This is a genomic window from Streptomyces sp. NPDC054813 (assembly GCF_053611365.1).
This window is the reverse complement of sequence record NZ_JBSHAF010000001.1, coordinates 361,928-383,227: the sequence shown is the minus strand read 5'-3', so window position 1 is coordinate 383,227 and position 21,300 is coordinate 361,928. Positions and strand designations below refer to the sequence as shown.

General features: G+C 72.3%; 20 protein-coding genes, 1 pseudogene and 1 riboswitch. Of the genes and pseudogenes, 16 read left to right on the top strand and 5 right to left on the bottom strand.

The window, feature by feature from the left end; translation table 11 throughout:
* The first annotated feature begins 26 nt into the window (after window positions 1-26).
* The 3 genes from ACWGJB_RS01700 (at window position 27) to ACWGJB_RS01690 (ending at window position 4,572) form a co-directional block, all read left to right on the top strand.
* Window positions 27-2,123, top strand: coding sequence for an alpha-galactosidase (locus ACWGJB_RS01700; RefSeq protein ID WP_453378586.1), 2,097 nt, complete (start codon window positions 27-29; stop codon window positions 2,121-2,123).
* Between the two features lie 308 nt (window positions 2,124-2,431).
* Window positions 2,432-2,594: riboswitch (cyclic di-AMP (ydaO/yuaA leader) on the top strand.
* 2 nt (window positions 2,595-2,596) lie between these two features.
* Entirely contained in the window at window positions 2,597-3,547 is a 951-nt protein-coding gene (locus tag ACWGJB_RS01695; protein WP_453378280.1) for a M23 family metallopeptidase, read from the top strand.
* Window positions 3,548-3,786: 239 nt separating this feature from the next.
* Window positions 3,787-4,572: an SGNH/GDSL hydrolase family protein gene (locus ACWGJB_RS01690; protein WP_453378279.1), complete on the top strand. Its 786-nt coding sequence runs from the start codon at window positions 3,787-3,789 to the stop codon at window positions 4,570-4,572.
* A gap of 44 nt (window positions 4,573-4,616) precedes the next feature.
* Here the strand turns inward: ACWGJB_RS01690 and ACWGJB_RS01685 are convergent, their stop codons facing one another.
* The gene (locus ACWGJB_RS01685; RefSeq protein WP_453378278.1) at window positions 4,617-5,219 is read right to left on the bottom strand and encodes a TetR/AcrR family transcriptional regulator; all 603 of its coding nucleotides are present in this window, start codon (window positions 5,217-5,219) and stop codon (window positions 4,617-4,619) included.
* A 9-nt stretch (window positions 5,220-5,228) separates the two neighbouring features.
* A complete protein-coding gene (locus ACWGJB_RS01680; protein ID WP_453378277.1) occupies window positions 5,229-5,780 on the bottom strand; it encodes an N-acetyltransferase family protein in 552 nt (183 codons plus the stop codon).
* On the opposite strand from ACWGJB_RS01680, the gene ACWGJB_RS01675 reads away from it, so the two are divergent.
* Window positions 5,779-6,381 carry a helix-turn-helix domain-containing protein gene (locus ACWGJB_RS01675; protein ID WP_453378276.1) on the top strand — a complete coding sequence of 201 codons (603 nt, stop codon included), beginning with the start codon at window positions 5,779-5,781 and terminating at the stop codon, window positions 6,379-6,381. The genes ACWGJB_RS01680 and ACWGJB_RS01675 overlap by 2 nt on opposite strands.
* Window positions 6,378-7,526 carry an MFS transporter gene (locus tag ACWGJB_RS01670; protein ID WP_453378275.1) on the top strand — a complete coding sequence of 383 codons (1,149 nt, stop codon included), beginning with the start codon at window positions 6,378-6,380 and terminating at the stop codon, window positions 7,524-7,526. Before ACWGJB_RS01675 ends, ACWGJB_RS01670 begins: the two co-directional genes overlap by 4 nt.
* 12 nt (window positions 7,527-7,538) lie before the next feature.
* On the opposite strand, the gene ACWGJB_RS01665 is transcribed toward ACWGJB_RS01670, so the two are convergent.
* A complete protein-coding gene (locus tag ACWGJB_RS01665) occupies window positions 7,539-8,717 on the bottom strand; it encodes a Glu/Leu/Phe/Val dehydrogenase dimerization domain-containing protein (RefSeq protein WP_453378274.1) in 1,179 nt (392 codons plus the stop codon).
* A gap of 106 nt (window positions 8,718-8,823) precedes the next feature.
* Here ACWGJB_RS01665 and ACWGJB_RS01660 point away from each other — a divergent pair, with 106 nt between their 5' ends.
* The 8 genes and pseudogenes from ACWGJB_RS01660 (at window position 8,824) to ACWGJB_RS01625 (ending at window position 17,104) form a co-directional block, all read left to right on the top strand.
* Window positions 8,824-10,074 carry an MBL fold metallo-hydrolase gene (locus ACWGJB_RS01660; protein ID WP_453378273.1) on the top strand — a complete coding sequence of 417 codons (1,251 nt, stop codon included), beginning with the start codon at window positions 8,824-8,826 and terminating at the stop codon, window positions 10,072-10,074.
* A gap of 87 nt (window positions 10,075-10,161) precedes the next feature.
* A complete protein-coding gene (locus ACWGJB_RS01655; RefSeq protein ID WP_453378272.1) occupies window positions 10,162-11,322 on the top strand; it encodes a DUF4037 domain-containing protein in 1,161 nt (386 codons plus the stop codon).
* 418 nt (window positions 11,323-11,740) lie between these two features.
* A pseudogene (locus ACWGJB_RS01650) lies at window positions 11,741-13,666 on the top strand (ATP-binding protein); the annotation flags it as partial.
* 752 nt (window positions 13,667-14,418) lie between these two features.
* The gene (locus ACWGJB_RS01645) at window positions 14,419-14,853 is read left to right on the top strand and encodes a roadblock/LC7 domain-containing protein (protein WP_046728213.1); all 435 of its coding nucleotides are present in this window, start codon (window positions 14,419-14,421) and stop codon (window positions 14,851-14,853) included.
* Window positions 14,854-14,855: 2 nt separating this feature from the next.
* Complete coding sequence (locus ACWGJB_RS01640; RefSeq protein WP_351705625.1) at window positions 14,856-15,227, top strand: DUF742 domain-containing protein; 372 nt, start codon at window positions 14,856-14,858, stop codon at window positions 15,225-15,227.
* Window positions 15,205-15,804 (top strand): GTP-binding protein, encoded by a 600-nt coding sequence (locus tag ACWGJB_RS01635; protein ID WP_351705628.1) that lies wholly within the window; start codon window positions 15,205-15,207, stop codon window positions 15,802-15,804. Before ACWGJB_RS01640 ends, ACWGJB_RS01635 begins: the two co-directional genes overlap by 23 nt.
* Window positions 15,805-15,865: 61 nt before the next feature.
* A complete protein-coding gene (locus ACWGJB_RS01630; RefSeq protein WP_453378271.1) occupies window positions 15,866-16,447 on the top strand; it encodes a GAF domain-containing protein in 582 nt (193 codons plus the stop codon).
* Window positions 16,448-16,504: 57 nt separating this feature from the next.
* Window positions 16,505-17,104, top strand: coding sequence for a TetR/AcrR family transcriptional regulator (locus tag ACWGJB_RS01625; RefSeq protein WP_453378270.1), 600 nt, complete (start codon window positions 16,505-16,507; stop codon window positions 17,102-17,104).
* A gap of 160 nt (window positions 17,105-17,264) precedes the next feature.
* On the opposite strand, the gene ACWGJB_RS01620 is transcribed toward ACWGJB_RS01625, so the two are convergent.
* On the bottom strand, window positions 17,265-18,461 hold the full coding sequence (locus ACWGJB_RS01620; RefSeq protein WP_453378269.1) for a YbfB/YjiJ family MFS transporter: 1,197 nt from the start codon (window positions 18,459-18,461) through the stop codon (window positions 17,265-17,267).
* Window positions 18,458-18,760, bottom strand: a complete 303-nt coding sequence (locus tag ACWGJB_RS01615; protein WP_453378268.1) for a muconolactone Delta-isomerase family protein — start codon at window positions 18,758-18,760, stop codon at window positions 18,458-18,460. The genes ACWGJB_RS01620 and ACWGJB_RS01615 overlap by 4 nt, the downstream gene beginning before the upstream one ends.
* A 109-nt stretch (window positions 18,761-18,869) precedes the next feature.
* On the opposite strand from ACWGJB_RS01615, the gene ACWGJB_RS01610 reads away from it, so the two are divergent.
* The 3 genes from ACWGJB_RS01610 to ACWGJB_RS01600 all read left to right on the top strand — a co-directional run bounded on the left by ACWGJB_RS01610 (window position 18,870) and on the right by ACWGJB_RS01600 (window position 21,066).
* Complete coding sequence (locus ACWGJB_RS01610; RefSeq protein ID WP_453378267.1) at window positions 18,870-19,805, top strand: LysR family transcriptional regulator; 936 nt, start codon at window positions 18,870-18,872, stop codon at window positions 19,803-19,805.
* Between the two features lie 129 nt (window positions 19,806-19,934).
* Window positions 19,935-20,648, top strand: a complete 714-nt coding sequence (locus ACWGJB_RS01605; RefSeq protein ID WP_453378266.1) for an SDR family NAD(P)-dependent oxidoreductase — start codon at window positions 19,935-19,937, stop codon at window positions 20,646-20,648.
* A gap of 46 nt (window positions 20,649-20,694) precedes the next feature.
* Window positions 20,695-21,066, top strand: coding sequence for a YybH family protein (locus tag ACWGJB_RS01600; RefSeq protein WP_453378265.1), 372 nt, complete (start codon window positions 20,695-20,697; stop codon window positions 21,064-21,066).
* The last annotated feature ends 234 nt before the right edge of the window (window positions 21,067-21,300 follow it).

The following is a 21,300-nucleotide window of genomic DNA, read 5'->3' as shown; positions in this document are numbered from 1 at the left end:
CTGTTGGCACCTGTGTGAGGTTTCTCGTGGTGGACATCGCCGAAAACGGTCGTACGTGGCTCCTGTCGGGCCCGGGCAGCAGCTACGCGCTGCACCTTACGGAGGACGACGAACTGCTCCACCTCCACTGGGGCCCGAAGATCGGGCTCGCCGACGCCGAGGAGCTCAGCACCCGGGCACTGCCCGGCTACTGGGCGTTCGAGTCCCCGCTGGACGGCCGTGAGGAGTACCCCGTCGAGGGCGGTCCCCGTTTCGTCCGCCCCGCGCTGTCCGTGCGCACCGAGGAGCGCCGCGGCACCGAGTGGACCTTCGAGTCGTACGAGACGGACGGCGGTGCCGGGGAGGCCGCGGACGGTGACGGGCTCCGCCTGCGCTTCCGGGACGACGGGATCCTCATCACCCTGCACTACCGGATGCGCGGCGACGTCGTCGAGCGCTGGGTGGCCGTCGACAACCAGGGGGACGCGCCTCTGGAGCTGCTGCGTGCCGACCCGGCCGCCTGGACGCTCCCCGACCGCGAGGGCTGGCGCCTCTCCCAGCTGCACGGCCGCTGGGCCGCCGAGTCCCGCCTCACCAGCGCGCCCCTCACCTACGGCGAGAAGGTCATCGGCAGCCGCCGCGGCCACACCAGCCACCAGCACCTGCCCTGGGTCGCCCTCGACACCGACGCCACCGAGGAGCGCGGCGAGGTCTGGGGGTGCGCCCTCGGCTGGTCCGGCTCCTGGCGGATCGCCGTCGCCCAACTCCCCGACGCGCGCGTGCAGATCACCGGCGGTGCCGGCTACGACGACTCGGGCCTGCTGATGCTGGCCGCGGGCGAGTCGTACACCAGCCCGGTCTTCGCGGGCCTGTGGACCGACGGCGGCTTCGGCGGGGCCAGCCGCGCCTGGCACGCCTACCAGCGGGCGTACGTCATCCCGGACGCCGACCGGGACCGGCCGGTGCTGTTCAACTCCTGGGAGGCCACCACCTTCGACATCTCCGAGGAGCAGCAGGCCACCCTCGCCCGGCGGGCCGCCGCGATCGGCGTCGAGCTGTTCGTGGTCGACGACGGCTGGTTCGGTGCCCGCACCAGCGACCGCGCGGGCCTCGGCGACTGGACGCCCAATCCGGACCGCTTTCCCAAGGGCCTCAAGCCCCTGGCCGACTACGTGCACGCTCTCGGCATGCAGTTCGGCATCTGGGTCGAGCCCGAGATGGTCAACGCGGACAGCGACCTGTACCGCGCGCACCCCGACTGGGTGCAGTACCAGCAGGGGCGAAAGCGAACGGAACTGCGCAATCAGCTCGTCCTCAACCTCGCCCGCGAGGACGTCCAGGAGTACCTCTGGCAGCAGCTCGACACCCTGCTGTCCAGCGCCCCGATCGACTACGTCAAGTGGGACTTCAACCGCTGCTTCACCGACGCGGGCTGGCCCGGTGAGCCCTATCCGCAGCGTCTGTGGGTCGACCACGTGCGCGGGCTGTACGCCCTGCTCGACCGGATCCGGGCGGCCCACCCGAACGTCGCCATCGAGTCCTGCTCCGGCGGTGGCGGCCGGATCGACCTCGGCATCATGAGCCGCACTGACGAGGTGTGGACCTCCGACAACACCGACCCGCTGGACCGGCTCGCCATCCAGCACGGCTTCAGCCAGATCCACCCGGCCCGGGTGATGTCCGCCTGGGTCACCGACAGCCCGAACCACCAGCTCAACGGGCGGGTCAGCAGCCTGCGTTTCCGCTTCGTCAGCTCCATGGCCGGGGCGCTCGGCGTCGGCGGCGACCTCTCGCAGTGGACCGAGGACGAGCTGGCCGAGGCCGGCCGCTGGGTGGAGCTCTACAAGGACATCCGGCCCCTGGTGCAGCGCGGCGACCAGTTCCGGCTGCGGCCGCCGACCGGCGGGCTCAGCGCGGTGCAGTACACGCTCGGCGACGAGACCGTGGTCCTCGCTTGGCTCCAGGCGCAGAGCTACGGCGAGCCGATGCCGGCGCTGCGGCTGCGGGGACTCGACCCGGACGCGTCGTACGAATGCCGCGAAACGGGCGAAGTGCATCGAGGTGCCGTTCTGCTGCATCACGGGCTGCGCACGGAACTGCGCGGCGACCTGGATGCGACGGTTCTCCGGCTGCGTCGCATCTGAGCCTTCTGTCCGAATTGGTGCCTTCATTGCGACTCGGTCCGGAATAAGGGGACGTGGCGTGACGTGCGTGAGGAGCGTCATATTCGTGACCGTCCGTCGCGCGTCATGTTCACGTAATTCCGGTGCTTTTCAAGGGGATTGGAAAAGTACGTAAGGCTGGAATTCACGGAGGGTGACCAGGAATTCCCGTAACGGATCAAGCGAAACTCGGACAGCCGGAATCTGGTGCTTGTTTACGTGCGTCCTACTCGCTTACGTTCGCCACGCATCCGGACGGAACGCCGAATCCTGCCGCCGCCCGGAGTCCCCACACACACTCACCCGTGCCCGGCAGGAGCGGGGGACCCACCAGGTATGACCGCCTGTTCCGGTTCCCGGGACGGCTAGGGGTGTAGTCACGTCTTCCCGCGTGGCCGGGCAGCTCCAGCCCGAACCCGACAGCTCACCTCGTAGGCGCCGGAGAGGAATGCGTCATGCCCGCGAAGGGTAAGCACCGCCGCCCCAAGTCCCAGCGTTTCACGCGCTCGATGGCCGTCGCCGGAACCGGTGGCGCCGCGCTGGCTCTGCCGCTCATGGGGGCCACCGGCGCCCACGCGGCCACCTCGCAGTCCGTTTCCGAAAAGACCACGCAGTCGCTGCCGACCGTCGAGAAGACGGCTGTGCGAAAGGCTGCCGCTCAGAAGACCGCCGTTCAGGATTCCGGCACCGGGAATTCCACGCATCGCATCTACACGGTGGTGCCCGGCGACTATCTCTCGAAGATCGCCCGCGAGCAGCACGTCGACGGCGGCTGGCACCGGCTCTACGCCGACAACCGGCAGGCGGTCGGCGACAACCCCTCGCTGATCCACCCCGGTCTCGAGCTCACGCTCGGCGGCCGCCATGCCGCGACGACGGACACCCCGAGCTCGGACTCCCGGTCCGAGACGCGGTCCCACGCGCAGCCCTCCACCCCCTCCTCGTCGTCGTCCTCGAACGCGGCCCCCTCCGCGGACGCGTCGACGACGACCGCCTCCGGTTTCATCCTCCCGGTGACCGGTGGCACCGTCGGCACCGGCTACCACGTGGCCGGCAGCATGTGGTCCAGCGGCTACCACACCGGCGTCGACTTCGTCGTCCCGACCGGCACCCCGGTCAAGGCCGTCGGCGCGGGCACGGTCGTCACGGCCGGCTGGGGTGGCGCCTACGGCAACCAGGTCGTCATCAGGCTCGCCGACGGCTACTACGCGCAGTACGGCCACCTCTCCGCGCTCTCCGTCTCGGTCGGCCAGACCGTGACCGCGGGCCAGCAGGTCGGCCTCTCCGGTGCCACCGGCAACGTGACCGGCCCGCACCTCCACTTCGAGATCCGGACCACCCCCGACTACGGCTCCGACATCGACCCGGTCGGCTACCTCCGCTCCAAGGGCGTCGCCGTCGGCTGACCCGGCACGCCCACTGATCTGACACGCACTCCGAAGGCCGGACCCCTGATCCCCGGGTCCGGCCTTCGGTCGATCGACGCTTCAACGCCGCTGTTCGAAGGCTTATTCCTGGCTTGGTCGAGTATTTAGGCGTGTCTTATCTCACCGTTCGTCAACCCCTTATTACGGTCGCGTAGGTCACAGTCGAAGGTGAATCATGGTCCGACGTGGCAGACGATTCGAAGAGTGACAATGCATCAGTGATCGGGTCGTACGTGGCGGTGGGGGACAGCTTCACCGAGGGCGTGGGCGACCCCGGCCCCGACGGGGCGTTCGTCGGCTGGGCGGACCGGTTCGCGGTACTGCTGTCGGACCGGCAGCCCGAGGGCGACTTCGAGTACACCAACCTCGCGGTACGCGGGAAACTGCTCGACCAGATCGTGGCGGACCAGGTGCCGCAGGCCCTGGAACTCGCCCCGGACCTGGTCTCCTTCGCCGCGGGCGGCAACGACATCATCCGCCCCGGCACCGACCCCGACGAGGTGGCCGAGCGGTTCGAGCGGGCCGTGGCCCAACTGACCGAGGCCGTCGGCACGGTTCTGGTGACCACCGGGTTCGACACCCGGGGCGTGCCCGTCCTCAAGCATCTGCGCGGCAAGATCGCCACCTACAACGGCCATGTCCGGGCCGTCGCAGACCGGTACGGCTGCCCGGTTCTCGACCTGTGGTCCCTGAAGACCGTGCAGGACCGGCGGGCCTGGGACGGCGACCGGCTGCACCTGTCTCCCGAGGGGCACACCCGGGTGGCGCTGCGGGCCGGTCAGGCGCTCGGCGTCGAGGTGCCGGCCGACCCGGACCAGCCGTGGCCGTTGCTGCCGCCCCGCGGCACCCTGGAGGTCCGCCGCGACGACGTGCACTGGGCCCGTGAGTACCTGGTGCCGTGGATCGGACGGCGGCTGCGCGGCGAGTCGTCGGGCGACCATGTGACGGCCAAGGGGACGCTCTCCCCGGACGACATCAAGATGCGGATCGCTTCCGTGGCTTGAGGCCGTGGGAGCGGGTAAGGGGCGGCATCCTTGCGGGCCGCCCCTTACTGTTCCTCGGGCAGCCCCAGTTCGCGCGCCAGCGCCTCGTCGACCCACTCCTGCGCCCGGGAGCGCGACAGGGCGCCCGGGTAGGAGGTCAGCTGGACGGCGAGCCCGTCGAGCAGGGCGGTCAGCCGCAGTGCCGAGGCCGTGGGGTCGGGGCACCGGAACTCACCGGCGGCCACCCCTTCGGCGATGACCTCGGCGATCGCCGCCTTCCACTGCTGGTCCAGCTCCTTGGTGACCTCCCGCAGGGCGGGTTCGCGCAGCGCCACCGCCCAGCCCTCGATCCACAGCCGCCAGCCCTTGGCCTGCCCGGTCGGGGCATACCAGCGCACCGCCGTCCGCAGCCGGCGCGACGCCGACGTGCGGCGGCCCAGCAGCTTGCGCAGATGCGCCAGGTCGTCCTCGGCGGCGTAGGCGAAGGCGGCGGACACCAGCTTCTCCTTCGTCGAGAAGTGGTACAGCACCAGCGCGTTGCTCACGCCGAGGGCCGAGGCGACATCGGCGATCCGTACCGCCGCCACACCCCGCGCCTCGATCTGCCCGATGGCGGCCCGCAGCAGTTCCTCCCGCCGCTCGGCCACGCTCAACCGCACTCTCGCCACGCGGTCACCCTAATCGGTCGCACCGCCGCGTGTGTTGCCGTCCCGGTCCAGCGGCAGCCGCATGAGCGTGAGGTCCAGCCGGCGGCCGAACTTGACGCCCACCTCCCGGACCGTGCCCGCGTGCTCGAAGCCGAACCGCTGGTGCAGCCGGACCGACGCGGTGTTCTCCGCCTCGATGCCGGCGATCATGACGTGGTGGCCGGCCTCCCGCGCCGCGCCGATGAGAGCACCCAGCAGCGCCGAGCCGATGCCGAGCCCGTGCCGGTCCTCTCGCACGTAGACAGAGTCCTCCACCGTGTGCCGGTAGCCGTCCAGCTCGCGCCACGGGCCGTACACCGCGAACCCGGCCACCTCGCCCGCCGCTTCGGCCACGAACGCCGAGCCGCGCGCCAGATGGGCGGCGAGCCAGACCGCACCCTCGGCGGGGGTCTGTGTGGTCTCGGTCCACAGCGCCGTCGAATGCTCGACCGCGTGGTTGCGGATCGCGCGCACGGCCTCCGCGTCAGCGGGGCGGGCCGGGCGGATTCGCACCGTCCCGTCTCTCTCGTATATTGGATTCATGTCCAACATAGTAGATCCGTCGACGGACTCCCTGGTGGCGGGGATCGCCGCCCGTGTCCGCACCGAGCGGGAGCGCCGCCGCTGGACCCTGGCGCAGCTCGCGGACGCCTCCGGTGTCTCCGCCGCGATGATCAGCCGGATCGAACGCGGCGAGAGCAGCCCCACCGCTGTCGTCCTCGGCAAGCTGTCCGCCGCGTTCCAGCTGAGCGTCGCCTCCCTGCTGGCCCTCGCCGAAGGCGCGCAGGACACCACGGCCGACACCGCGGGAGTGCGGCGCGGCGCCGACGCGGCCGAGTGGCGCGACCCCGGCACCGGCTACCGGCGCCGCCAGATCACCGGACCGCGGTTCCCGGCGGAGATCGCCGAGATCCGCCTGCCCGCCGGGGCCCGGGTGCCCTATCCGGCGGCCGCCTTCGCCTTCGTACGGCAGCTCGTCTGGGTCCTCGACGGCCGCTTGACCTTCCACGACGGCGACACGGTCCATGAACTCGACGCCGGCGACACCGTGGAACTCGGCCCGCCGGCCGAGCGCGTCTTCGCCAACACCACCCACGCCGAGTGCCGCTACGCCGTCGTCCTCGCCCGCGACACACAGCCGTGAACCCGCCCCTGTCCCGAGGCGGTACCTTCCTGCTGGCCGGCATAGCCGGGACGGCGATCGCGAACAACTACGCCGTTCAGCCCGCGCTCACCGCGGTCGCCGCCGACCTGGACGTGCCGCTCTCCACCATCGGCCTGGTGCCGACCGCCGCGCTCACCGGCTGTATGACCGGCTTCGCCCTGCTGCTCCCGCTCACCGATCACCTGGCCCCCAACCGCCTGGTCACCGCACAGCTCATCGCCCTGGCCGCCGCCCTCGCCCTGGCCGCCGCCGCGCCCGGCCCCGTCGTGCTCCTGACCGCGTACCTGTTCGTCGGCGCCGCCGCGAGCGTGGCGGCCCAGGCCGGAAACATCGCCGGCCGGCACGCCCGGCCCGGCCGCGCCGGATCCGGGGTCGCCGTCGTGGCCGCGGGCATGTCGGCCGGCATCCTGCTCAGCCGGCTGGCGGGAGGCGCCCTCACCGATCTCCTCGGCTGGCGGCGGATGCTCCTCGTCTTCGCGGCCCTCGCCCTGCTCGGCGCGCTCGCCGCCGCCACCCGCCTGCCCCGGCGACCGCCGCACGCCCTCAGCGGTTACCGTGCCACCCTCGCGGCACTGCCGGCCCTGCTCCTGCACCACCCGCGGCTGCGTCGCGCGGTGGCCGCCGGAGCGCTCTGGTACTTCGCCTTCAACCTCGTCTGGATCACCCTCACCCTGGCGCTGGCCCAGCCGCCGCACTCCCTCGGCCCCACCGCCATCGGCCTGTACAGCCTGGCCGGACTCCTCGGCTTCGCGGCGCTCCCGCTCACCGGCCGTCTCACCGACCGGTACGGCCCACGCACCATGATCACCGCCGCCCTGCCGGCCGCCGCGGCCGGAACCGCCGTACTGGCCACCGGCCTGAACAACCCGTTCGTCACCGCACTCGGACTCGCCCTCTTCGACGCCTGCTGCTTCGCCGCCCAGGCCGCCAACCAGAGCCGCGTCATCGCCCTCGACCCCGCCCGGTCCGGCAGCCTCAGCAGTGTCTACCTGGTGGTGTATTTCACCGTCGGAGCCTTCGGCACGGCCGTCGCCGCCCCTCTGCTCGACGCCTTCGGCTGGCAGGGCACCACCCTCACCGCGCTTTTCGCGCTGCTCCTCGCTCTGCTGCTCGGGCGCCGCTGAGCACCCGTCCCCTCACCGGTACCAGCCGAACCGTTCCGCGATCACCGGCAGCCGGTCACTCACCAGGGCGTGGGCCGCGGCGCGCGGGGTCGTGCCGTCGGACTCCGCGCGATCCAGCATCAGCTCCACCAGGGCCCGCATCGAGCGGCGGGTGTGGGCGAACGCCTCGTCCGCGTGCGGGCCGATGTCGCCGAACAGGGTCCACCACCACCAGGCGTTGGTTCCCGAGTTGACCACCACGTCCGGCAGCACGGTCACTCCGCGCGCCGCGAGCCGCTCCTCCGCCTCGGGCAGCACGGGCATGTTGGCCGCCTCCACGACCCAGCGGGCGGTGACCAGGTGCTCGTTGGCCGCGTCGACGGCGTACGACACCGCCGCCGGCACCAGCACCTCCGCGTCGGCGGACAGCCAGGCGTCGCCCGGCAGTTCGAGATCGCCCGGGCGCAGCACCGCGCGGTCGACGGTGCCGTACGCGTCCCGCGCGCGCAGCAGCGCCTCGACGTCCAGCCCCGCCGGGTTGGCGATCGTGCCCTTGACGTCGGCGACGGCCACCACCGTGAGCCCCGCGCGGGCCAGGAAACGCGCCGTGGCCCCGCCCATCGTGCCCAGGCCCTGCACCGCGACCCGCGTCCCCGGGTACGGCACCCCGGCCCGGTCCAGGGCCGTCAGCGCCGACTCGGCGACCCCGCAGCCGCCGACCAGCTCGTCGAGGCCGATCCCGTCCACCTCGATGGCGAAGGCGTCCGCCAGCCGCCGCCGGGCCGCCGCCTCGTCGTCCAGCAGCGGATACACGGCCTGGATCGAGGAGACCAGCCCCGCCTCGGCGGCCGCCCGGTCCACCAGGTCCTGGGTCAGCCCGAGGTCCTCGCCGGTGGTCCAGAAGCTCTCGACGTAGGGCCGCATGGCGCGCAGGTAGCGGACCAGCAGGGGGTACGACCCCGGCTCCTGCGGATCGCAGTCGATGCCCCCCTTGGCGCCACCCAGGGGAATGTAGCGGCCCTCGGGGTTGTAGTGCAGGGCCTCCTTCATCGTCATGCCGCGCGCCAGCCCGGTGACCTCCTCCAGAGTGCAGCCCGGCCGCATCCGCAGACCGCCGCTGGCCACGCCCCGCACCAGCCGGTCGACGACCAGGAAGCCCTGCCGTCCGGTGATGTGGTCGGTCCAGACGAGAGACATCAGTGGAGCGGCCATAGTGGCTCCCGAGAGGTTCGCGAAAGAGGGTGCTACTGAACAGTGGGTCAGTATCCGGAGCTGGGCGGCAGGGTGTCAACGCCGACCATCCGAGGGGCCGACCATAATGGAGGACCTCGGCCACACCACTGGAGGTACCGTGACCCGTTTGCGTTCCCTGAGCTCCGGGCTCCGCGAGCTGCGGCCCGCTGCCTTCGGCGTGGACCCCAGCGGCGAGCGCATGGCCCGCATCCAGGACTCACCGCACTTCAAGGACGGGGTCTTCCAGAACCCGGGCGGCACCACCCGCATGCGTCCCTCGGGCTCGATGCTCGACTTCGCGAAGATCTACTTCGAGAAGGAGCAGCGCGCCCGCCGCGCTCCCCGGGGAACCGTACCGGTGCACGCCACCACCGTCGCCGACCTCGCCCGGCCCGCCGCGAGCGGGCTGCGGGTGACCTGGATGGGGCACTCCAGCGTGCTCGCGGAGATCGACGGGCACCGCGTCCTGTTCGATCCCGTCTGGGGCGAGCGCTGCTCCCCGTTCCCGTTCGCCGGGCCCAAACGGCTGCACCCGGCGCCGCTGCCGCTGGCCGCACTCGGCCCGGTCGACGTGGTGGTCATCTCGCACGACCACTACGACCACCTCGACCTTCCGAGCATCAAGGCGCTGGCCGGCACGGACACCCTCTTCGCGGTGCCGCTCGGGGTCGGCGCCCACCTCGAACACTGGGGTGTCCCCGCCGACCGGCTGCGCGAACTGGACTGGCACGAGGAGACCAAGGTCGGCGGGCTCACCCTGACGGCCACCCCGGCCCGCCACTTCTGCGGGCGTGGGCTGCGCAACACCCAGCACACCCTGTGGGCGTCCTGGGTCGTCGCGGGCGAGCAGCACCGGATCTACCACAGTGGTGACACCGGCTACTTCGAGGGCTTCAAGGACATCGGCGCCGACCACGGGCCCTTCGACGTGACGATGATCCAGATCGGTGCGTACAGCGAGTTCTGGCCCGACATACACATGACGCCCGAGGAGGGCATGCGGGCCCACCTCGACCTGCAGGGCGGCGGTCCGCACGGGGTGCTGCTGCCGATCCACTGGGGCACCTTCAACCTCGCCCCGCACGCCTGGGCCGAGCCGGGGGAGTGGACGAAGGACGCCGGCGACGGGGCGGCCCAGACGGTGGCGCTGCCGCGTCCCGGCGAGCCCTTCGAACCGTCCGGGAAGGTGCCCGCCGAACCGTGGTGGCGCGAGGTGTCGGCGCCGATCACCCGGCCGTGGCGCACCGCCGTCCCGCCGCGGAGCGAGGCCGGGCAGCGAGACCTCGACCTGGCCGGCGAAGCGGTGGCGCCGGACGCGGACGATCTTGTGAAGTGAGGGCGCTGCCGATGTGGCGGTGACGTGAAAGCGGCGTGCATGCCCCTGCACAACCTGGGCAGGGGCATGGGCATGAGTCACGCACATATGCCAACTCCCGCTTTTTTACCAGGACTTGAGCTGTCCCGGCGCTTCTACACGGAGGCCGTGCGCTCGCTGCTGGAAGAGGCCGCCCCAGGCGTTCCGCACTCGGCGGCCCGGGTCGGCCCGGGCTCCGAAGTACTCGGCTACGACACCGAACGCTCCGCCGACCACGAGTGGGGCCCGCGCCTCCAGCTCTTCCTGCACCCCCACGATGTGTCCCGCCACGGCGGGCGGATCAGACATGTGCTCGCCGAATATCTTCCCAAGACCTTTCACGGCTGGCCCACCCACTTCGCCGCCACGGGGGACCGCGACGTCCGGGTCATGCGGGTCACCGACGGCCGGGTGCACCATCGGGTCGAAGTGACCGGTGTCTCCTCCTGGTTCCGTGCCGTCCTAGGCTTCGACCCGGCCTCCGGTATCACCCCGGCGGACTGGCTCGCCACCCCCACCCAGCTCCTCGCCGAGGTCACCGCCGGCGCCGTGTTCCACGACGGCCTCCACACCCTCTCCCCGGCCCGGGCCGCCCTGGGCTGGTATCCCCATGACCTCTGGCTCCATGTCCTCGCCTGCCAGTGGCAGCGCATCGCCCAGGAGGAGGCCTTCGTCGGACGCTGTGGCGAGGTCGGCGACGAACTCGGTTCCGCCGTCGAGGCCGCCCGCCTGGTCCGCGACCTCATGCGGCTCTGCCTGCTGATGGACCGGCGCTACCCGCCCTACGGCAAGTGGCTCGGCAGCGCCTTCGCCCGGACCCCCGCGGCCCCTCGGCTCACCCCCGTGCTGACCGCCGCTCTCGCCGCCACGGACTGGCACGCCCGCGAGCGGCACCTGGTGCACGCGTACGAGATCGTCGCCCATCTGCACAACGAACTGGAGCTCACCGACCGGGTCGACCCGGCCACCCGCCCGTACCACTCCCGGCCCTTTCGGGTGCTGCGCGCCGACCGCTTCACCCGGGCCCTCGTCGCCCGCATCAAGGCCCCCGGCATACGGGAACTGCCGACGGTCGGCGCGGTGGACCAGTTCGTCGACAGCGCGGACGTCCTGAGCCGCCCGGACCGGACGCGGGCCGTGACCGAGGCGGTGACGGATGCCGACCGGCACGACGGCCCTCCACGGGAGAGGGCACGCGGCGCCCGAGGGGAGATAGGTCACCCTGGGTGATGTTCTGGGGGGTGGTGGTGAGGGTGCGGCAGGCTGTCCGGTCGCCCCACCGGGCCTGCCGAGGGGGTGTGGACCGATGGCCGGCGAGAGGTGCGGTGTGTCGGCCGCTCTGCTCCTCACCTTCTGCGCCTGACCGTTTTTGAGCAGGTCGGATCGGTCGTTGGCCGTTCCAGGGCGGGGTACCAAGAGGGGTTATCGGGCTTTCGTGCGACGGCTCATACCAGAGCAGGACCATCTCCGGGGGACTTAGTCAACTGCCCACCGCACATGATGCGTTGGCGACTACTGTGAGTGTCCGTCGGGCGACACGGGGCCGAATTCTTTTGCGGTCCCCTCGGCCGGCACCGCGATGGCGCATGCCCAACTCGCGCGCCCCGCGCGAGCAATTCAGGCCCGACGGACCAGTACGAGGACGCAGATGTCTCACCTCCGTGCACCGGCCGCCCGGGGCCGGCCCCCCCGGGGCCCGGGCCCCCCCCCCGCCCGGGGGGCCCCCCCCCGCCCCCCCCCCCCCCGCGCCGCGGGGGGGGGGGGGGCCGCCCCCCCCCCACGTCCGGTCGCCCGACCCGTTCCCGCGCTGCCCGAGACCCACATACGGCCTCAGCTGATGCGCCTCGCCGTACTGCCGCCGGTCGCGGTGGCGCTCAGCGGCTGCGCGGCCGTCCTGTTCACCGTCCGCTCCACCGGAGCCCGGCCCAGCCTCACCCTGCTGGCCGTGCTGACCGGAGCGGTCTCGGTGACGGCCGCGGGCATCGTGATCGCTGCCGTGGCCGCGGGCCGCGCCGCCCGCTCGGTCAGCGACCGCGTCGGCATGCTGCGCCGCAACGCAGCCCGCGGCGAGGCCGATCTGCTGGCCCTCGTCGACGCGCTGCGCCGCGGCGAGACCCCGCCCCCGCGCAAGGCGCGCGGTGGACCACCCGAGGACGCCGACGACTTCGAGCTGCTCGCCGCCGACCTGTCCCGCGCGCACGACGGCGCCGTCACCGCCGTCGTACAGGCGGCCCAGCTCTCCAGCCAGGCCGGCAGCGAACAGAAGCTGGAGGTCTTCGTCAACCTGGCGCGGCGGCTGCAGTCCCTCGTGCACCGGGAGATCTCGATCCTCGACGAACTCGAGAACGAGATCGAGGACCCGGACCTCCTCAAGGGCCTCTTCCACGTCGACCACCTGGCCACCCGCATCCGACGGCACGCCGAGAACCTCGCCGTGCTCGGCGGCGCCGTGTCCCGGCGGCAGTGGAGCAACCCCGTCTCCATGACCGAGGTGCTGCGCTCCGCCATCGCCGAGGTCGAGCAGTACTCCCGGGTCAAACTCGTCCCGCCGATCGACGGCGAGCTGCGCGGGCACGCCGTCGCCGACGTCATCCACCTTCTCGCCGAACTCGTCGAGAACGCCACGGTGTTCTCCGCCCCGCACACCCAGGTGCTGCTCCGTGCCAACCTCGTCACCTCCGGCCTCGCGGTCGAGGTCGAGGACCGCGGACTCGGCATGCCGGTCGGCGAACAGTCCAAGATGAACGCTCTGCTCGCCGACCCCGACCAGGTCAACGTCGCCAGCCTGCTGGCCGACGGCCGCATCGGCCTCTTCGTCGTCTCCCAGCTGGCCCGCCGCCACGGCATCAACGTCCGCCTCCAGACCAACATCTACGGCGGTGTCCAGGCCGTCCTCGTCGTCCCGCAGGGTCTGCTGGGTACGGCACCGGGCGCCCCCGGGGCGGTACCGCAGCCGCGCGACGCGGGGGCCGGGGGAGGTGCGCCGGGGGCACCGGCCGGTGCGTCGGGAGCCGGGGGTACGCGGCCGTCCGACGCCACCGGGACACCGGATGGCGTCCGCGGCGGCACCGCCGGACCGAATGCCGGACCCGGGGGCCGGGCGGCCGCCCCGGGCGGCGCGCCGCCGGACCGACGACCCGCGCCGCAGCGGGGACCGGCCACGGCCACGGCCGGTGGGCGGCGCCGGCACGCGCAGCCCGAGGGCGCACCCGCGCCGCTGCCGGTGCGCGGCACCCAGGAGACCCGGCCCAACCCCGCCGAGGCGCTGCCGGGCATCCGCCCCGAGGACCGGCCCGCGGTCGCGGAGCACGCCGGCGCCCCGCCCGTCCCGCGCGTCGGCGCCGTGCGCGGCACCATGGGCAAGCCCCAACTGCCGCGCCGCCGCGCCCAGGAGCACATCGTCCCCCAGCTCCGCGGCGGCCCCGCACCCCGCCAGGACAACGAGGCGCCGGCCGGACACGACCCCGGTCTGATGGCCGCCTTCCAACGCGGCATCGGCCTCGCGGAGGCCCAGCAGCACCTGGAGGCCACCCAGACGGAACCGCCGGCCGCCGCCGAGCCCCTGGGCGGGCCCCAGGGAGAGACCTTCTATACGGGGCTGAACGGTATGGGCGTCACCGACATGGGTGTCACCGACCCCGGCGTTGCCGGTATGGGCGTCGACAACGGATCCGGCGTGACGAGGTCCGGCGAGGGTGCTGGAGGCGTGGCGAGCAGCGCGTCCCACGCCACACACGCGGACGGCATGCACATGGATGTCACGCACATGGAAGCCACACCTATGGGTGCCGCCCATGCCGATTCGACACACCGGGAGTCGACGCACCGGGAGGCCGGGCACATGGCTCCCGACTACACAGCCCCGTCGGCCCCGGACCGGTCGGCCCTGGACCGCATGGCGTCGGATCCCATGGCGTCGAACCCCATGGCGGTGGACCACTTGGGCCTGGACCGTATGGCCTTGGACCGTACGGCCTGGGAACACCAGGGCTCGGAACACCAGGGCTCGGACCACATGGGTCCGGCCCATATGACCTCGAACCCCATGGGCCCGGCGCATACAGCCTCGGACCACCTGGGCCCGGCCCACACGTCCCCGGACCACATGGCCCCGGCACACACAAGCCGGGCGCAAGGGGCCCCGGCCGACCCTCCGTCCGCGTCCCGAGCCCAGTCGCACTCCCCGGCCCTGCGCCCGGTGCGCACCTCCGAATTCAATGCCCGGCCCGACGGGAGCGCACCGGCCGGATGACCAGCACCGTCTCCACCCCCACCCCCACCCCCACCGCTCCCGTAGACCTTCGTAACTCAAGGAGTCGATCCACCATGGCGAGCGATGCGCCGACCGCCCAGGTATCCGACCTCGACTGGCTGATGAGCGGCCTCGTCCAGCGCGTACCCCACACCACCAGCGCGGTGCTGCTGTCCTGCGACGGGCTGGTGAAGTCCGTCCACGGACTCGACCCCGACAGCGCCGACCACATGGCCGCGCTCGCCTCCGGCCTGTACTCGCTCGGCCGCAGCGCGGGCGTCCGCTTCGGCGACGGCGGGGACGTCCGTCAGGTCGTCGTCGAACTCGACTCGACGCTGTTGTTCGTCACCACCGCCGGCTCCGGCACCTGCCTCGCGGTACTGGCCGGCCGCGAGGCCGACGCCGCCGTCCTCGGCTACGAGATGGCGATGCTGGTCAAGAGCGTCCGCCCGTACCTCGTCACCGCGCCCCGGCAGCACGCCGTCGAACCCACGGCGATGAGGCCTTGAGGGTGGCGGCAGCCGGCGACGGGCCTTGGCTGGACGACGCGGCCGGACGCCTGGTGCGCCCGTTCACGGTCAGCAACGGCCGCACCGAGCCCAGCATCGCCTTCGACCTGATGTCGCAGGTGATGGCCACCGGGGCCACGCCCCTCGGCTACCTCGGCCCCGAGCACGCACAGGCCCTCGACCTGTGCCGCGCACCCGTCTCGGTCGCCGAGATCGCCGCGCACCTCAAACTGCCCGCCGTGGTCACCAAGGTGCTGCTCTCGGACCTCGTCGACTGCGGGGCGCTGACCGCCAAGCCCCCCGTGTTCCACCACAACCCCACTGACCGGTCTCTGCTGGAGGCAGTGCTCGATGGACTACGACGACAGCTGTGACCCCTTCCCCACCGCGCTGAAGATCCTGGTGGCCGGTGGGTTCGGGGCCGGCAAGACCACCTTCGTGGGCGCGGTCAGCGAGATCGCGCCGCTGTCCACGGAGGAACTCCTCACCACGGTGAGTGCCGCGACCGACAATCTCGACGGCATCGAGAACAAGGTCGAGACGACCGTGGCAATGGACTTCGGCCGCATCACCCTGGACCCCGAACATGTGCTGTATCTGTTCGGCACGCCCGGGCAGGAGCGGTTCTGGTTCATGTGGGACGAGTTGTCCGAGGGCGCGCTCGGCGCGGTCATCCTCGCCGACACCCGCCGCCTTGAGGACTGCTTCGCGGCCGTCGACTTCTTCGAGGAGCGCGGTCTCGGCTTCATCGTCGCCATCAACGAGTTCGACGGCTCCTACCGATACGACCCCGAGGAGGTGCGCGCCGCCATCGACCTCGACCCGGAGGTCCCGGTCGTCCGCTGCGACGCCCGTATTTCCAGCTCAGGCGTCCAGACCCTGCTCACCCTCGTCCGCCATCTCATCGCCCATGCTCCGGTCTCCGCGCCGAGCCACGGCGCCCACATGTGAATCCCATACACCCCTCACGGAGCCCATATATGACCCACGTCGACAGCGACGGAGCCCGTCCATGAGGTACGACCCGTCGCGCCCGGCCGGTCGTCTGCTGCTCACGCCGGAGGACAAGGAAGCGCCCGTACGCACCCTGCGCCTCGGCCAGCTGGGCCTCGGCGGACACCCCGACCCGGAGCTGGACGCCTACGCGGACCGGCTCGCCGAGGTCACCGGGACGCCGTACGCCATGGTCAACTTCATCGGCGAGAACCGGCAGTTCTTCGCGGGGCTGCACCTGCCGGCCGTGCCACCGCCGGTGGTGAAGCCCGACGGCACGTCGCCGGTGCTGGGCCGTGAGCTGGCCCGCGACCACGGGTTCTGCCCCCACGTGGTGGTCCGGCGCAAGGCGCTGGTCCTGGAGGACGTCTGCGACTACCCGCGGTTCGCGGGCAACCCGGTCGTGGACGAGTTCGGCATCCGCTCCTATCTGGGTGCCCCGCTCATCGACAGCACGGGGACTGCGCTCGGCACAGTGTGCGCGGTCGACGTGGAGCCGCGGCCCTGGGGCCGGCCCGGTCTGGAGACCATCAAGTCGTCGGCGGCGGAGCTGGTGGCCCGCATCGAGCGACGCGAGGCCGACGGGCTCCCGCTGCTGTGACGACGGGAACGGTACCCGCACTAGCCGACCGGTCTAGTACTTTCGTACGCTGGTGGTATGGGACGCACGAGTGACGCCAGGCGAAAGATCCTCGACGCCGCCCGCTCGCTGATCGAGGGGCGCGGGTACTCGGCGCTCGGGGTGGCCGAGATCTGCAAGGCGGCCGAGGTGCCGAAGGGTAGTTTCTACTACTTCTTCGAGTCGAAGGAGGCCCTCGCGCTCGCGGTCGTCGACGAGCACTGGGCGGCCCAGAAGCGCGAGTGGACGCATGCCCTGACCGGTGAGGCGGAGCCGCTCCGGCGGCTGCGGCGGCTGTTCGAGGAGACGGAGGCCGGTCAGCGCGCCGTCCAGCAGGGCTGCGGCACGGTGGCGGGCTGCCTGTTCGGGAACCTCACCCTGGAGCTGAGCAACCAGACCGAGGTGGTCCGCGGGCGGCTCCAGGAGATCTTCGACGCGCAGGTGGGCATGGTGGAGTCCGTCATCGCCGAGGCCCGCGAGCGCGGCGAGGTCGGTGTGACCGACACCCGGGAGGCGGCGCGGGCGGTGGTGGCCCAGCTGGAGGGCCAGGTGATGTTCGCCAAGCTGTACAACAACACCCACCGGCTCAGCCCGCTGTGGCAGAACTGCCGGGCCCTGCTCGGCGTGACAGAGGCCTGACGGAGTTCTGGCAGAGGCCTTGCAGTGGCCTCGCAGGGGCACGGAGCCCTGGCGGTGGCCTCGCAGGAGCCGGACGGGGGCCTTGCAGCGGCCTCGGAGGGACGCGGCAGGGGCTGCAGCGGCCTCGGAGAGCCGCGGCAGGGGCGGGGCATGCCGCGGCTTAGGTGTGTGTGGCCTCGGCCGGCCGTCGCCGTCGTACCGGCGCTGTGTGTTCCGCGCCCATGTGGGGCGGGAAGCCGATCCGCAGCACGGCGGCGGCCGCGGCCGCGGCGAGGACCACCAGGGCGGCCAGCAGCAGGGCCTGGTGGTAGCCGTGGCGCAGCAGCGGGGCCACGACCAGGGGGCCCAGGATCTGGCCGACGGAGTATCCGGCGGTCAGCAGGGCGACGGAGCGCGGGAAACGCAGATGCGCCCCGGTGGCCAGGGCCAGGGTGCTGACGCCCAGGAACGTGGCGCCGAACAGCACCGCCGATCCGAGGGCTGCGGCCGTGTTCCCGGTGACGGCGGGCAGGGCGATGCCGACCGCCTGGACGGTGAGCGCGGTGAGCAGCAGACCGGGTCGGGACCACCGGCGTCCCAGCCGGGCCCAGAGCGCCGAGGACGGTACGGCGGCCAGCCCCACCAGCACCCACGCACCGCTGCCGACCCAGCCGGGGGAGCCCTGGCCGATCGCCGCGACCAGGAAGGTACCGGCGACGATGTAGCCGACGCCCTCCAGGAAGTAGCTGACGAACAGGGCGCCGAACCAGCGGTGGGTCCGGGCCGTCGACCGGCTCCCGGACACTGGGGCGGCCGGTGCGTCCTCGGGCCGCAGATTCCACGAGGCCGCGGCCAGCACCCCGGCGAGCGCGGCGGCGGCCCACCAGGCGGCCCGCCAGTCGGCGACCGAGCGCAGGGCCAGCACCAGCAGGCCGGACAGCGCGATACCGGCGCCCACGCCGCCGAAGGCCCAGCCGGGCAGGTGCGCCGGGTGGTCCCGCAGATGGTGCAGCAGGGAGGCGGCGGCGACGACGAAGACCAGGGCGCTCGCCGCCCCGGCCAGCAGCCGCAGCGCCTCCCACACCGCTGTGCTGCGGGTGAGGGGCATCGCGGCGAGCGTGGCGGTCAGCAGGAGCAGGGAGCCGCGCAGCACGGCGCGCGACCGGACCAGCGCGGGGGCCAGGGTGCCGGCGAGCGCGCCGAGGAGATAGCCGACGTAGTTGGCGGTGGCCAGGCTCGCCCCGGCACCGGCGGACAGGCCCGCCTGTGCGTGCATCAGGGGCAGGATCGGGGTGTAGACGAAGCGGCCGACGCCCATGCCCGCGGCGAGTGCGGCGCCGGCCCTGGCGACGTGGGTCCAGGCGGACGTGGTGGTCATCGGGTGCCGTCGGCCCGGCCCGGATCGTTGGGATGGGACTCCAGCGGGGTGACGGTGACCGTCATCCACGGGCGCAGCGGCAGCGTGCCGAGCACCTTCTCGTGGAGTTCCTCCTCGTCGCCGGCGCGCCAGACGCCGATGCTGCGCAACTCGCCCACGGGGCGCCACAGTCGGGCCAGATGGCCGGTCGCGGCCAGTTCCCCGGCCCGGACGGCCTCCGCGGCCCGCCGCCGGTCGACCTCCTCCTGGTCCGTGCCCTCGGGGACGGTGGTGGTGATCTCGACCAGGAACTCTCGCACGACGTGCTCCCTCGGCTCTCGGTGAGGTTCATCGTGCTCCCGTCACGAGCGCCGGTGCCACGACCGGCTGCCTCGCTGCTGAGAGGCGGGGCCTCCCACCGCGCGTAGCATGGCGCGCGTGGAACTGCGTCAGCTGCGGTACTTCGTCGCGGTCGCCGAGGAACTGAACTTCGGCCGGGCCGCCGAGCGACTGCTCATCGCGGGCCCCTCGCTCTCGCAGCAGATCAAGGCGCTCGAACGGGACCTGGGCGTCCGGCTGTTCGACCGGGACCGCCGCTCGGTCTCGCTCACCCCGGCCGGCGCCGACCTGCTGCCGCACACCCGGGCCCTGCTGGAGCGGGCCGACGACCTCCAGCGCCGGGCCGGCCGCCTTTCGGGTTCGCAGTCGGTACGGCTCGGTTACGTCAACTGGCTTCCCCCGGACCTGATGTCACGGACGGCCTCGGTGGCCAGGGTCCATGTGGACGCCTGGGTCGCCCCCTCCCACACCCAGGCCGCCCGGGTCGCCGACGGCAGTCTGGACCTCGCCGTCTGCTGGGTGCGCACGGAGGACCTCGAACGGCTCGGGCTGCGGGCCCGGCTGCTCGGCGCCGACCGGCTGTACGCCGTCGCGAAGGGCACCGACACGGGCGATCTGCCGGCCCGGGACACCGACGTTCTCATCGACGACGACGTCACCTCCTGGGCCTCCTGGAACGTGTACGCCGAGGAGCTGACCCAGACCGTCGGTGCCCGTGCCGTGCGCATCTCGGACGGCGCCGTCACCGGCCCCGCGTTCTTCGATCACGTCCGCCGCTGCACCCGTCCGGTCCTCAACTCGCCCAAGGGCCAGACCGTCCCGCTCCCGCCCGACCTGGTCCGCCGGGAGATCGTCGCGCCGAAGGTGTACTGGACCTGGTCGCTGGTCTGGCGGGAGAGCGAGGACCGCGCCGGAGTCCTGGCCGCCGTAGATGCCCTGTGCGACGGCGTCGGCGTCGGCGACCTCGGTGTCCACGCCGCGGACGCCTGGCTGCCCGCCGACGACCCGTACGCGCTCACTGGCTGAGCCGCACTGGGAGGCTGTGCCTCCCAGCCGGTAGGAAAGCGATCCTGGCGCCCCTGACCGACCCGAACTACGTTCCAAATAGTCGACCGGTCGACTAGTAACCGGTCAGCCACTACGGAGAAGGTCACCATGAGCACGCAGAACCAGAAGGTCGCGATCGTCACCGGCGCCTCGCAGGGCATCGGCGCCGCCCTCGTCGAGGGCTACCGCAAGCTCGGCCACGCCGTCGTCGCCACCTCGCGCACCATCGCCCCCGCCGACGACGCCGACGTACTGACCGTGCAGGGTGACATCGCGGACCCGGCGACCGCCGAGCGGGTCGTCGCCGCGGCCGTCGAGCGCTTCGGACGTATCGACACCGTGGTCAACAACGCCGGCATCTTCGTCGCGAAGCCCTTCACCGACTACACGGCTGCCGACTACGCCGCCCTGACCGGCATCAACATGGACGGCTTCTTCCACCTCACCCAGCGGGCTCTGCCGCATCTGCTCGCCCAGGGCGGTGGACACATCGTGAGCGTCACCACCAGCCTGGTCGACAACGCGGACGCCCGCGTCCCCTCCGTCCTGGCTTCACTCACCAAGGGCGGCCTGCAGTCCGCGACCAAGTCCCTGGCGATCGAGTACGCCACCCGCGGCATCCGGGTCAACGCGGTGTCGCCCGGCACCATCAAGACGCCCATGCACCCGGGGGAGACCCACGACTACCTCGCCGCCCTGCACCCGGTCGGCCGGATGGGTGAAGTGAGCGACATCGTCGACGCGGTGCTCTTCCTGGAGACCGCGCCGTTCGTCACCGGCGAGATCCTGCACGTCGACGGCGGTATGAGCGCCGGACACTGACCGTTCGACACTGACCGTTCGTCACATCACCAGCCAAGGAGCGGACATGACCACGAACACGGGCGACACGGCGATCCTGAGCGGGGTGCTCGACCGGTGGAAGGCGGCCGTCGACGCACACCAACCCGAGCGCGTCGCCGCCCAGTTCACCGAGGACGCCGTCTTCCAGGGACTGCACCCCTACAGCGTCGGACGGCAGGGCGTCGCCGACTACTACGACTCCCAGCCCCTCGGCATGAAGGCCGTGTACCGCGTCCTGGAGACCCGGCGGCCCGCGGACGGCGTCGTCCTCGGCTACCTGGCCGTCGAGTTCTCCTTCACGGACCGGCCTCCGCTGGACGTGAAGCTCTCGGTCCTCGTGACCCGCGCGGGGGACGACTGGTACATCAGCCACTACCAGGTCTCCCGCCTCGACTAGAGCCGGCGCGCAGCGTCCTGCGGGCGTGAAGCGGAGCTGTGGCGGCGGTTAAGAAATCCTCGATGGACCCGAGGCGCCCGGATACGGCAGATTGCGGTGCGATTCCACCCCCCTCCCCGGGGGGGGGGGGGGGGGCGGGGGGGGGGGGGCGGGGGCGGGCCGGGCCCCGCCGCCGGGCCGCAGGCCGGGGTGGCGCCGGGCGGGCCGGCCGCCGCCGCGGGCGCGGCGGCGGGG